This is a genomic window from Caloramator proteoclasticus DSM 10124 (genome assembly GCF_900129265.1).
Lineage (GTDB): Bacteria > Bacillota > Clostridia > Clostridiales > Caloramatoraceae > Thermobrachium > Thermobrachium proteoclasticum.
Map to the genome: position 1 here is coordinate 25,485 of NZ_FQVG01000008.1, position 13,292 is coordinate 38,776.

The 13,292-nt window shown below is 30.0% G+C and carries 9 protein-coding genes; 6 read left to right on the top strand and 3 right to left on the bottom strand.

Going from position 1 to position 13,292, the window contains the following annotated elements:
* Positions 1 to 15: 15 nt before the first annotated feature.
* From BUB63_RS03380 to BUB63_RS03385, 3 genes are read right to left on the bottom strand one after another with little or no spacing between them, the layout of a single operon-like run.
* A complete protein-coding gene (locus BUB63_RS03380) occupies positions 16 to 1,608 on the bottom strand; it encodes a recombinase family protein (RefSeq protein WP_073247942.1) in 1,593 nt (530 codons plus the stop codon).
* The gene (locus tag BUB63_RS13565) at positions 1,605 to 1,778 is read right to left on the bottom strand and encodes a hypothetical protein (RefSeq protein WP_159431449.1); all 174 of its coding nucleotides are present in this window, start codon (positions 1,776 to 1,778) and stop codon (positions 1,605 to 1,607) included. Before BUB63_RS13565 ends, BUB63_RS03380 begins: the two co-directional genes overlap by 4 nt.
* Before the next feature lie 21 nt (positions 1,779 to 1,799).
* The gene (locus BUB63_RS03385; RefSeq protein ID WP_027309456.1) at positions 1,800 to 2,021 is read right to left on the bottom strand and encodes a hypothetical protein; all 222 of its coding nucleotides are present in this window, start codon (positions 2,019 to 2,021) and stop codon (positions 1,800 to 1,802) included.
* Positions 2,022 to 2,202: 181 nt separating this feature from the next.
* On the opposite strand from BUB63_RS03385, the gene BUB63_RS03390 reads away from it, so the two are divergent.
* The 6 genes from BUB63_RS03390 (at position 2,203) to BUB63_RS03415 (ending at position 13,244) form a co-directional block, all read left to right on the top strand.
* Complete coding sequence (locus tag BUB63_RS03390; protein WP_073247943.1) at positions 2,203 to 4,215, top strand: type I restriction-modification system subunit M; 2,013 nt, start codon at positions 2,203 to 2,205, stop codon at positions 4,213 to 4,215.
* Complete coding sequence (locus BUB63_RS03395) at positions 4,212 to 5,558, top strand: restriction endonuclease subunit S (RefSeq protein ID WP_073247944.1); 1,347 nt, start codon at positions 4,212 to 4,214, stop codon at positions 5,556 to 5,558. Before BUB63_RS03390 ends, BUB63_RS03395 begins: the two co-directional genes overlap by 4 nt.
* Positions 5,559 to 5,577: 19 nt before the next feature.
* A complete protein-coding gene (locus tag BUB63_RS03400; RefSeq protein ID WP_073247945.1) occupies positions 5,578 to 8,562 on the top strand; it encodes a type I restriction endonuclease subunit R in 2,985 nt (994 codons plus the stop codon).
* Between the two features lie 152 nt (positions 8,563 to 8,714).
* Positions 8,715 to 9,197 carry a hypothetical protein gene (locus BUB63_RS03405; protein ID WP_073247946.1) on the top strand — a complete coding sequence of 161 codons (483 nt, stop codon included), beginning with the start codon at positions 8,715 to 8,717 and terminating at the stop codon, positions 9,195 to 9,197.
* A 366-nt stretch (positions 9,198 to 9,563) separates the two neighbouring features.
* Complete coding sequence (locus BUB63_RS03410; RefSeq protein ID WP_073247947.1) at positions 9,564 to 11,591, top strand: methyl-accepting chemotaxis protein; 2,028 nt, start codon at positions 9,564 to 9,566, stop codon at positions 11,589 to 11,591.
* A gap of 186 nt (positions 11,592 to 11,777) precedes the next feature.
* Positions 11,778 to 13,244 carry a methyl-accepting chemotaxis protein gene (locus BUB63_RS03415; protein WP_073247948.1) on the top strand — a complete coding sequence of 489 codons (1,467 nt, stop codon included), beginning with the start codon at positions 11,778 to 11,780 and terminating at the stop codon, positions 13,242 to 13,244.
* Positions 13,245 to 13,292 lie beyond the last annotated feature (48 nt).

Genomic DNA, 13,292 nt, shown 5'->3' on the forward strand with positions numbered 1-13,292 from the left:
GCAGGGTTAACCTGCCTATTTATATATTATTTCAATACTGTTGGTATCTCCATCCCAATACACCTTATCAATGATATTTGTAAGGAGCCTTCTTTTATCCTCAAAGGAGCTTGTTTCAAACAGGGTATCAAACATTTCTATAGATTTGGCAAGAAACTTTATTTTTTCCTGTCTTGCTTCTTCAATTAAAACAGCCTCCTTTAACTCTGTTAGCTTCTTTTTAAGCACTTCATTTTCAGAGGATAGGTTTTCTATCTTTTGAATTATTATTTTTGCTGTATTAGAATCCTGTGTAAAGGATAGGGTGTTTGTAAGATTTCCTATTGCATCTTCATTTTGCCTTATGGTTGCATTTATTTTTTGAATTTCCTTTTCTGTATTTTGAGATGATATGTCATTTACATACTTTGAGAGTTCATCAATAAGCCTATCCTTATCCAAATATAGATTTCTTATTGCATCAACAACTGCCTTTTCAATATCATCTCCCTTTGCATTTTTATTATCACATCTGACCTTACCAGAGGAGACCTTAAGCCTACAAGTGTAATAATGTGGAGCCTTACCAAGAGATTTGCTATATACACCGTATGTAACTCTCATTGTAGTACCACACTTTTTACATTTAACAAGCCCTGATAATAAACCAACCTTTGATTTTCCAAGCCTTGGAGCCATTGATTTGTTTTTCTCAAGTGTTCTTTGTACTGCTAACCAGTCCTTTGCTTCAATTATTCCTTCGTGTTTTGCAACTGAACAAATCCAATTAGATATGTCCTTATAATCAGTCTTTCCCTTTCGTTTGTTATATAGATATAATCCATGTATTCCATCAGGTTCACCTACAACAGTAATTCCTTTACTTTCAAGATATTCAAACACCTCCTTAGTGGCTTTTACGTATACAGGGTTAGTTAGAATAGTCTTTATCTTACTTTTTATAAAATCCTTATTCATTTTTGTTTTTATATTATTTTGTAAACAATATTTTTCAACTTGGCTAAGTGATTTAAGTTCAAGGTATTTACTGTATAAAAGTTTAATTAGCTGTAATTCCTCTTCAATGGGTTCAAGCTTAAACATTTTTCTTTCTTTAAGTTCGCTATCAAGATAAACTATAGGGGTACTTTTAAATCCCGTAGGGGTTTGCCCCCCAAGCCATCTGCCACTTTTAGCAAGCTCCAGCATATTATCTCTAATTCTCTCTGCAATAGTTTCCCTTTCAAGCTGTGCAAATACGCTGGCGATGTACATCATTGCCCTACCCATTGGGGTTGACGTGTCAAATTGTTCGGATACTGATATAAAGCTTATTTCATACTTTTCAAGTGTATTTATAAGGTTTGAAAAATCGGCTATATTTCTACTAACTCTATCTAATCTATAACATATAAGAAATTGGAATTTTCTTTTCTTTGCATCAGCTAAAAGTTTTTTAAATTCTGGTCTATCGACATTTTTACCAGAATAACCTTCATCCTCATAGACTATATAATCGTATATTCCAAGTTTTGATAGATAGTCTTTACAAATGTTGATTTGATTTTCGATTGATTCGCCTTTTCCTGTGTACTTAGATTTTCTCGAATATATTGCTGCTGTTTTCACAGTTGTTCCTCCAAGTTACTACAGGCTTTAAGTAGTTGTATTAAGTATTCTATTTCATTGGGATTTGAGGGTAATCTTGACTTGATAATATCAAGAACAGCATCTGTATATAAATCATTTAATCTTTTGAGATTTGACTCATTTTGAATTACAGTTATTTGATTAGACATAACCCCCCACCAATTGGATTGCTAAAAGAACCTTTTATAAACTATTTCTATTTCTTTATTGTGATTTATATATACCTTATTTAAAATCTTTTTATTTTTAGACAAATTATTATCATACTTAATATATTCCTCCAGAATATTTAATTGTTTCTCTTCACTTGATGCTTGTTCAAGTTTACTTTTTACTTCAGATATTTTTATAATATCATCAAAATCAGATAAGGTAGTCTTTCTTTTGACCATTTTACCCCCTCACAAAACTTGATTAGTATTATTTTATAGTTATGTTTTCAAAAAAATGTTAATTTTGATTAAATTTGAACGGTTCAATAACTGTTTAACAACGGTTATGTATGTTAAAATATATTTATTAAAAAAATTAAACTACTAATGGCTAAATTATTTATAAACAGGAGTGATAGAAATGTATAATTTCCAAGATAAGGTCGAATTTATATGGAGTATAGCTGAAATACTAAGGGGCCCATATAGAAAAGAAGAATATAGAAATGTAATATTGCCAATGTGTATTTTAAGAAGATTTGACTGTGTTTTAGACAACACAAAAGAATTGGTTTTAGAAGAGTATCAAAGGATAAAAAATCTTCCACAAGAGGCTATAGATGAAATACTAAACAGAAAATCTGGTTGTAATTTTAGTAATACAAGCAAATTTGATTTTAATAAACTTCTTTCAGACCCTGATAATATTGCAGACAATTTAAAGGACTATATTAATGGATTTTCTAAAAATGCAAGAGATATAATAGAACATTTTGATTTTTATAGAGAAATAGAAAAAATGGATAAAAATAATCTTTTATACTTAGTTGTAAAGAAGTTTAGTGAAATTGATTTGCACACTGATGTAGTTTCTAATACAGAAATGGGACTAATATTTGAAGAGTTAATTAGAAGATTTCTTGAAGATGCTGAGGCTGGTGACCACTATACTCCAAGAGAAGTCATTAAATTAATGGTTAATTTATTGTTTATATACGATGATGAGATTTTAACTAAACCAGGAATAACTCAAACAATATATGACCCATGTGCGGGAACAGGTGGAATGGGGTTGGTGGCTCAAGACTATTTAAAAGAACTTAATCCAACTGCTAAACTTGAATTTTTTGCACAAGAAGTTAACCCACAATCCTATGCTATTTGTAAAGCAGATATGGTTATAAAGGGGCAAAATCCAAATAATATTGCACTTGGAAACACTTTATCACAGGATGCATTTAAAGATATGAAATTTGATTATATGATTACTAACCCTCCTTATGGAGTTGAGTGGAAACCAGCAGAAGAAGCAGTAAGAAGGGAATACGAAGAAAAAGGCTTTGATGGAAGATTTGGGGCAGGACTACCAAGAATATCAGATGGACAACTTTTATTCGTGCAACACCTTGTATCAAAAATGAAACGTGTTACAAATGAAAATCCTAAAGGCTCAAGAATTGCAATAATTATGAATGGTTCACCACTTTTTACAGGCGATGCAGGACAGGGAGAAAGTGAAATTAGAAGATGGCTAATTGAAAATGATTTAGTAGAAGGAATTGTAGCACTCCCAACAGACTTATTTTACAACACAGGAATTGCAACATATATTTGGATATTAACAAATAATAAACTTCCTGAACGCAAAGGAAAAATCCAATTAGTAAATGCAGTTGATTTTTATGAGAAGATGAAAAAGAGTTTAGGTAATAAGAGAAATTATATAACAGAAGAGCAAATAGAAGAAATTGTAAGAATATATGGTGATTTTAAAGAAAACAAGTATTGTAAAATATTTGATAATGAAGATTTTGGTTATAAGAAGATAGTTATAGAAAGACCATTAAGACTTAATTTTAAAGTAGATGAAGAAAGAATTAAAAATCTTTATGAAGAAACAGCATTTAAAAATTTAGCAACATCAAAGAAAAAAGGAGAAGCTGGACTCAAGGAAATAGAGGAAGGTAAAAAGTTGCAAAACGATATAATAAATGCTTTAAACTCTATAAAATCAGATAAAATTTATAAAAATAGAGAAGAATTTATTGATGTATTAAAAACATTGTTTAAAGAAAAACAATTAAAGTTAAGTGCAAACATTTTAAAGGCAATTTTGTCTGCTCTATCTGAAAAGGATGAAACAGCAGATATATGTGTAGATTCTAAGGGAAATCCAGAGGCAGACCCAGATTTGAGAGATACAGAAAATGTACCACTAAAAGAGGATATATATGAATATTTTGAAAGGGAAGTTAAACCTCACGTTTCTGACGCTTGGATAGATGAAGATAAAACAAAAATAGGCTACGAAATACCTTTTACAAGACATTTTTATAAGTATGAACCATTAAGAAGCTCAGAGGAAATAAGAAATGAAATAATAGAACTTGAAAAGATTATACAGGAGAAGCTAAAGAAGGTGATGGAGATATGAGATATAAAAGGTATGAGAAATATAAGGATAGTGGAATAGAGTGGATAGGGGAAGTGCCAGAAGGATGGGAAATTGATAAACTAAAAAAATCTATTGTGAGTTTAAAAAATGGCATATGGGGTGATGAACCACAAAACGATGAAAATGACATATATTGTATAAGAGTAGCAGACTTTAATCGAGATAATTTTGAAATTGAAGATAAAGAGTTTACAATTAGGAATTTTCCTAAAGAGAAACAAAGGGAATATTTATTAAACAAGGGGGATTTATTGATAGAAAAATCAGGTGGAGGTGAAAAACAACCAGTAGGTTTTGTTGTTAGATATAATCTTGATAAAAAGGCTATATATGCAAATTTTATGGCTAAGATGATATTAGATAAAAAATATGCGGATTCTAATTATTTTAAGTATTTACATTCGGTGATATATTCAAAAAGAATAAATGTGAGGTCCATTAAACAGACAACGGGAATACAAAATTTAGATACAAATTATTATTTTCAAGAATATGTTGTATATCCACCAATTAATGAACAAATTAAAATAGCAAATTATCTTGACCAAAAAACTTCCGAAATAGATTCCCTTATCCAAGACAAAGAAAAATTAATATCACTACTTGAAGAAAAAAGACAAGCAATAATAACAGAAGCAGTGACGAAAGGACTAAATCCAAATGTAAAAATGAAGGATAGCGGAATAGAGTGGATAGGGGAGATACCAGAGCATTGGGAGGTAAAACCATTAAAAAGAATATTTAAAATTGTTAATGGAGGAACACCAAATAGTTCAAGAGAAAGTTACTGGAATGGAGAAATTGTTTGGGTAACACCTAATGATTTGAGTAAATTGACGGAGGTTTATATAAAAAATTCGGAACGAAAAATTACTGAAGATGGATTGTACAACTGTTCAGCAAGGATAGTATCAAGAGGAAGCATTATTATTTCTACAAGAGCACCTATAGGATATGTTGCTATTGCTGGTGTAGATTTATGTACTAATCAAGGTTGCAAAAGCCTTGTTGCTATTAAGAAAGCTAACCCTAAATATTTTTATTATTGGATATTCAGTATTAATTTTTATTTGAATGCTTTAGGTCAAGGAACTACTTTTATGGAATTATCGAATGACAATTTATCAATGGTAGGATTACTAATTCCACCAATATGTGAACAAGAAGAAATAGCTAATTTCCTTGACAAAAAAACTTCCGAAATAGATTCACTTATTAATGATATTAAGCAACAAATTCAAAAACTAAAAGAATATCGTCAATCATTAATATTTGAAGCTGTTACAGGCAAAATTGATTTAAGAGATATTACACTACAATAAATTGGGGAGGGGAATTTGTATGTCCATTGACCATACTGAAAAAGGTTTTGAAACCAATATTGAAGATTATTTGATTAATATAAACGGTTATAGAAAGCGTAATTTAAAAGAAGATGCATTAGAAACTTTCAAAAAAATTGCAATAGATGTAGATATTTTATTTGAATTTTTAGAATCAACACAAGCAAAAGAAATAGAAAAGTTAAAGAATGTATATAAATCATCATATAAAGAAAAAATCATTGAAAGAATTAATAGAGAACTTAATAAGAGGGGATTAATAGATTGCCTAAGACATGGTATTAAAGATTATGGTGTTCATTTAAAACTTGCATATAATAGACCTGCAAATAATTTAAATTATACGTTATTAAACTTATACACTAAAAACATATTTACAGTTTCAAGACAAGTACATTATAGTGAAAAAAACAATAATAGTGTAGATATGATGATAATGCTTAATGGATTACCAATAATGATTTTGGAGCTTAAAAATCCTCTTACTGGTCAAACTGTTGAAGATGCAAAATTGCAGTATATGACTGATAGAGACCCTAATGAAATTTTATTTAAATTTAAAAAAAGAGCAATAGTATTCTTTGCAGTTGATACTGAAGAAGTTTATATGACTACAAAGTTAGAGGGAAAGAACACAGTGTTTTTACCATTTAACAAAGGAAATAATGGAGGAAGCGGAAACCCAGAAGTAGAAGGGAAATATAAAACATACTATCTATGGGAAGAGATATTGCAAAAGGACAGTTTATTAGATATTTTATTTAATTTTGTTTTTATAAAGAAAGAGCAGATAAAAGATAGTACAGGTGAAATAGTAGAAGAAAAAGAAACATTAATTTTCCCAAGATATCATCAATTAGATGTAGTAAGAAAGTTAGAATATGATACTAAAAATTATAGAACGGGAAGAAATTATTTAATTCAACATTCAGCAGGAAGTGGAAAAACCAATAGTATTTCATGGCTTGCACATAGACTTGCAAAGCTTCATGATAAAGATAATAACCCTATATTCAATAGCGTTATAGTTATAACTGATAGAAGAGTATTGGATAAGCAATTACAAGATGCTATTTACCAAATTGAACATAAAGCAGGAATGGTTGCAAAGATAGAAAAAGATTCAAATCAATTAGCAGAAGCATTGATTAATGGAACAAGAATAATAATAACAACGTTGCAAAAGTTCCCTTATATTATTGAAAAAATAAATGGTCTTGAAACAAGAAACTACGCAATTATTATAGATGAAGCCCATTCATCACAAACAGGGAAGTCTGCGGCTGCTTTAAGGTTAGTTTTGTCTGCGAATGATTTAAATGAAGCAGAAGAGTTAGATAAACAAAATGAAGAAGATTATTTAGAAGATAAAATAAATGAAGAAATAAAAAAATTAGGTCCTCATAGAAATATATCGTATTATGCATTTACAGCTACACCAAAGGCTAAAACTCTTGAGTATTTTGGTATAAGGGGAGATGATGGTAAATATTATCCGTATCATGTGTATTCGATGAGGCAAGCCATTGAAGAGGGATTTATTTTAGATGTATTAAAGAACTATGTTACCTACAAAACCTTCTATAAAATATCTAAAAAAATAGAAGAAGACCCTGAAGTTCCATCAAGAAAAGCGGCAAAGGCTATAGCAAAATATGTATCATTACATCCCCACAATATAGCACAGAAAACAGAAATAATGATTGAACATTTTAGGCAAGTAACAAGACATAAAATTGGTGGAAGAGCCAAAGCAATGGTTGTTACAAGTTCAAGATTACATGCAGTAAGATATAAACAAGCATTTGATAAATATATAAATGAAAAAGGATACAACGATTTAAAAGCTTTAGTGGCATTTTCGGGAACAGTAATTGATGATGGTGTAGAGTATACAGAAGAAGGTATAAATAGAATAAGTGAAAGGGAATTACCAGAGAAATTTAAATCTGATGAATATAAGGTATTACTTGTTGCTGAAAAATATCAGACAGGCTTTGATGAACCACTACTTCATACTATGTATGTTGATAAAAAGCTTGAAGGTATTAAAGCAGTACAAACATTGTCAAGGCTAAATAGAACCTGCAAAGGTAAAAATGACACATTCATATTGGATTTTGTTAATGACCCTGAAGAAATCAAGAAGGCGTTCCAAACCTTTTATGAGGTTACTGAATTAGAATGTGCAACTGACCCTAATGTTTTGTATGATTTACAGAATGAATTAAATGCAGTGCAGGTATATACAGAAGATGAAATATTAGATGTGGTAAAACTTGAGTTTGAAAATAAATTAAAATCACCAAAAGGACAAGAGAAACTCAACTCTATTCTTGATAAGGCAGTAGAAAGATTTAAAAAACTTCCAAAAGAAGAACAAGAACAGTTTAAAAGTGTTGCTAATAAGTATGTTAGAACATACTCTTTCATTCTTCAGATAGGACCTTTTGCGGATACAGAATTGCATAAACTATATATTTATTTGAATTTTCTTCTTAAGAAACTACCGAAATCAGGTTCAGTTAAGCTAAATTTAGCAGATGAAGTAGCTTTAGAATATTATAAAAATCAGAAAACCTTTGATGGAAGCATTTCGTTAATTAGAGAAGATAGAGCAACCTTGAAGCCTACTTCCTTTGGAAAATCAATAAATGAAGAGGAGAAAACAAAGCTGTCTACTATTATAGAAAAAATAAATAAGAGATTTGGAACGGAGTTTACAGAAACAGATAGACTTACATTAGACCAATTAGAACAAGATAGTATTAACAATGAAGATATTAGGATTAGTGCAAATAGTAATGATTTTGATAACTTCAAGTTAGATTACACAAAGGCGTTTATGGATATTTTAATTAATAGAAGAGAAGAGAATGAAAAACTATTCCTTAAAATAATGACTGAGGATGAGTTTAAGAGTGTGGTATTTGACTATTTAGCTAAGAAAGTATATGACCAATTAAGAAATACTGCTATATAAAATTTGTCGGCAATCGGGCGGTTGTGGTATACCACAACCACTCAATTGCCGACAAAAATTTATTTATAAAAAATTAAGTTTATAGTTATATTTATATTTAAAATTTATTAATCATATATTTATAGATACTTTTAAATATAAACTATCGCACTTTGGAAAGTCGTGCAGATAGACTCCTGCGGGAGATAAAAAAATACCTCCCAGACTTATATAAAAATCTTATGAGAATATATGAATACATTGGAACAGATGAGGAGGAAAGAGTAATAAAAGAAGAGTACGAAAAGATTGATGGGATATCTATTGATTTTGGTGTAATGCAGAGAACCCACAGGGCAGTTGTTATACCAACTAATTTTGTATGGGATGATATAGGAAGCTTTACATCCCTTGAGAGATTTTTAAGCAAAGATGAAAATGGAAACATAATTCAAAACTGTGAAGCTGCTGTTATGGATGTAAAAAATACAACAATAATGGGAGATAAAAGGTTAGTTGCTGCAATAGGAATAAGGGATATGCTAATTATAGATACTGATGATGTAATTTTAGTATGTCCAAAGGATAGGGCACAGAGTATAAAGGATTTAGTTAAGAAGATTTCAAGCAGTGAAGAATTTGAGAAGTTTATATAATTTAACAAAAAAAATCCTTCCTAAAAAAGAGGAAGGATTTTTTTAGTGTGAAACGAACAAACTTTATGAAGTTTTGCCTTTGTGGTTAACGTAACTCTTGTTATAAGTTTCGAAATGTTAAAAGGACAGTTTTTATAATACTGCTATTTGGATAGTGTTAAATAATTATTTTTATTATTCAAGCGGAATTTTTCACCTCCTTACAGAAAAAATGTAACTTTTGCCGAGGATTAATTTAAATATTAATTCCTTTCGTTAAAACTTGTCGAAAATTACATATTGATAAAATATTTTGTCTAAATTAAAATATAGTTAACAAAAACTTTAAAATTATTATAATTATATTTCAACTTCGGAGGTGAATCTATGGTAAAAAAACACAAATTTAATTCTATAAGATTTAAACTAACAATAATTCCATTATTGGTATTATTTATTTCTTATACCTTATTTACTGTTTTAGCAGTAAATTATACAAAAAAGTCTGTGTTATCAACGATGAAAAATGATGGTTTAGAACTTACAAGACAAATGGCAAAAAGAATAGAACAAAGTGGATTGGCGTATAACACGCTAAATGAACAGGTAGAAGATAAAATAAGAGTATCAGGTAGGATTATTTTAGAACAACCATCAATAAATAATGAAGTGTTAGTTAAACTTGCAGAGACATTAGGTGTAGATGAAATAAACTATACTGATTCAAAGGGTGTAATAATTTATTCTAACCTTCAATCAAGCATTGGAGCAAGTTTTGATGAAAAACATATTTCTTATCCTGTGTTATCAGGCAAACAGAGTGAGCTTATGGAAAATATAAGAAAAAGCAGAGAAAACAATAATTACTATAAATATGGCTATATTAAAAATCCAAAGGGTGGAATGATTCAGGTCGGGATACTTGCCAATAAGATACAGGCTATGTATGACCAAACAAGCTATCAGGCAATAGTAGATGAAATTGGTAAAAACCCTAATATAGTTTATGCTCTATTTATAGATAGAAATCTAAAGGCAGCAGCCAACAGCATAAAAGAAAGAATAGGAATTGAACTTAAGGAGGAGGGAAGTAAAAAGGCAGCTATAGATGGTTTAGAATCCGCTTCAGAATATTATTATGATGTTAAAAAGGTGAAGGTATACGATGTTTTAGCACCAGTATATATTAATGGAAAGCACATCGGTGCGATTAATATAGGTATTTCAATGAAACCTGTATATGATGCAATAAATAAAACTATTATTACAATGAGTATTATAGGAATTCTTTCATTTTTACTGGTAGGATCAATACTATTTATATTCTCTAACAATGCAGTAAATGCAATTAATAAATTTAAAGCTCTACTTTCATATATGTCTGATGGAGATTTAACAAAGGATGTAGACGGAAATCTTATAAAAAATAAAGATGAATTTGGAGAGATGGCAAAGGCTATCTTAGGGGTAAAAGAATCCTTTAAGATGATAATTGGCGATATTAAACAAAAATCGGAATATATTAGTAAATCATCAGAAGAATTAGCTTCAACATCACAGGAGATGGCAGCAGGTTCAGAAGAGGTTGCAGCTACCATAAATGAAGTGGCAAGAGGAACACATACACAATCTGAAGAGATCTCTGCCGTTGTTAGTTTAATGCAGGATTTAGCTAAAAATATGGATAACATATATCAAAAATTAAAAAATGTTAAAGAATCAACAGATGATACAAAAAATAAAGTAAATATAGGTAAGAATGAATTAAATCTTCTTTTAAAATCAATTGAGGATATAAAACAATCCTTTACGATGGTTAATAATAAGGTTCAGAACCTTTCAAATTCTGTAGTAAGAGTTAGTAGTTTTACGGATGCAATAACAAATATTGCAGATCAAATAAACCTTCTTGCATTAAATGCGGCAATAGAGGCAGCACGTGCAGGAGAAGCAGGACGTGGCTTTGCAGTTGTTGCTGATGAAGTTAGGAAACTTGCAGAGGAATCTAAGCGTTCTGCAGATGAAATAAAAAATCTAATTACTTCAATAAATGAAGATACTAAGGAAGTTATAACAACTGTTAGTGAGGTTGATAATCACGTTAAATCCCAAATTGAAACAGTGGATAAAACTGTAAAATCCTTCGAGGATATATTAATTTCAGTTGAGGCTATTGTTCCTACAATAGAAGATGTATATAAATCAGTTGATTCAACAGTTGAGGTTAAGGATCTTGTACTTGCAAAGACTGAAAATGTATCAAGTATAATTGAAGAAGCATCTGCTTCAACTGAAGAAATTTCAGCATCAAGTGAAGAGATGTCTGCTTCAGTGCAGGACATTGCAGAATCAGTACAAGGACTTGCACAAATTGCAGATGAGCTTGTAAAAGCGGTAGAGAGATTCAAAATATAAGACAACAAGGTTAAAAGTAAAATCAACCATTTAGGGGTAATAAGTGTATAGGTTTGAGTATATTAATTGAAAAATCATAACATATTTAAAATTGTGTTAAATGCACTTCATCCTTCCTTTAATCTATGGAAGGATGAAATTTTTTTTGTTATAATTAAAGTACACATTCTACAAAGGGGGTATATGATGAAAGATTTACTAAAGTTATTTTTGATTTTTGTTTTTGGGGGACTTGTATCTGCAGCCTTTATTTTTTTAAATTTAAATCCTATAATATCATTTACAATATTAACTTTATTGTTGCCGTTAGTGACCTATTTTACTTCTAAAAGGGTGGTGTATGTAAAGGAAAAGGTTGAAAAAAATGAGTTAAATTTTACGGATATATCAAAAAAGCTTGCAAATAGTAGCAGGGATATATATATATCAAGCAATAAACTATATGATTTGTCAAAGGAGATATACAGCTTATCAGATGAAATAACTGTACTAAGCGATAAGGATAATTCAAATATAAAATCAATAATAAAAGAAATAGAGAACATTATGTCAAAGGTTTCAGATATAATGAGATCAGCCCAAGATGCTAAGAACTTTTCAAATTATTGTATAAAAGACATTAAAGAAAATGAAAATTCAATAAAGACTTCAAGACAAAATTTTGATGAGCTAATAAATGTATATAGGAATTTTTCAAAGAGCAAGGATGAGCTCGTTACATCCTCACAAAAGATTTATGAGATTGCAGATTATATAAATGAAATTGCAAATAAGACACACCTTTTATCCTTAAATGCGAGCATAGAGGCAGCACGTGCTGGTGAATCTGGACGTGGATTTTTAGTGGTAGCTTCAGAAATTAAAAAGCTTGCAGCTCAATCAAAGGAGTTTAGCGACAATATTAAAAAGGTATTAGATGGAATTACTCAAAATATAAATAGACTTGATGAGGTTTCAAACCAAAGTTCAATTAAGATGGAACAGACAAAGATGGAGATGGAGGAGCTTTATAATTCAATATACAGATTTATAAATTCTTCTGTTGAGCTTAATAAAAATATTGATAATGTAATTATACAGGCAAAGGGAATAGAGTCTTCAACAAATTCAGCCCTTGAAACTGCACAGGCTGTTTACTCATCCCACGAAAATACATCTTCGTTGATAGAAAAGGCAGCAGAACTTATACAAAATCAATGGACTGTTGTAGAAAAGTTTAAAGTTATCTCAAATGATATTTCTTCAGCATCAGATGAATTTTTAAGCCAAAGTATAGATAAAAGTGTAGAGGATAAATTAGTTGAGATAGGTAAAAAAATAATGGAATACAGAGGAGATAAGTCAGAGGCAGCATTGAAAAGATTATGCAAGGAATTAGACATAAATGATGTTTATTATGCAAATTCACAGGGAATATTTGAATATGGTACAACAAAGGATGCATTGGGTTTAAATATTTTTGAACTTGATAGAAGGTATAGGGATTTTGTAAAGAGTGGAAGAGAAGTTCAAATATACCCACTAACAAGAAGATTAGACACAGGAGAACTATTTAAGTTTATGGCTGTAAAGAGGGTGGATAAAGAAGGGGTAATATCAGTTGGTATATCTATAGACAAACTCCTAAATAAGTGCCACCCAGGTGAAATGTGACATTTCCCATAATATGTATTAAATTATTGCTATAATTTTTAATCTAAT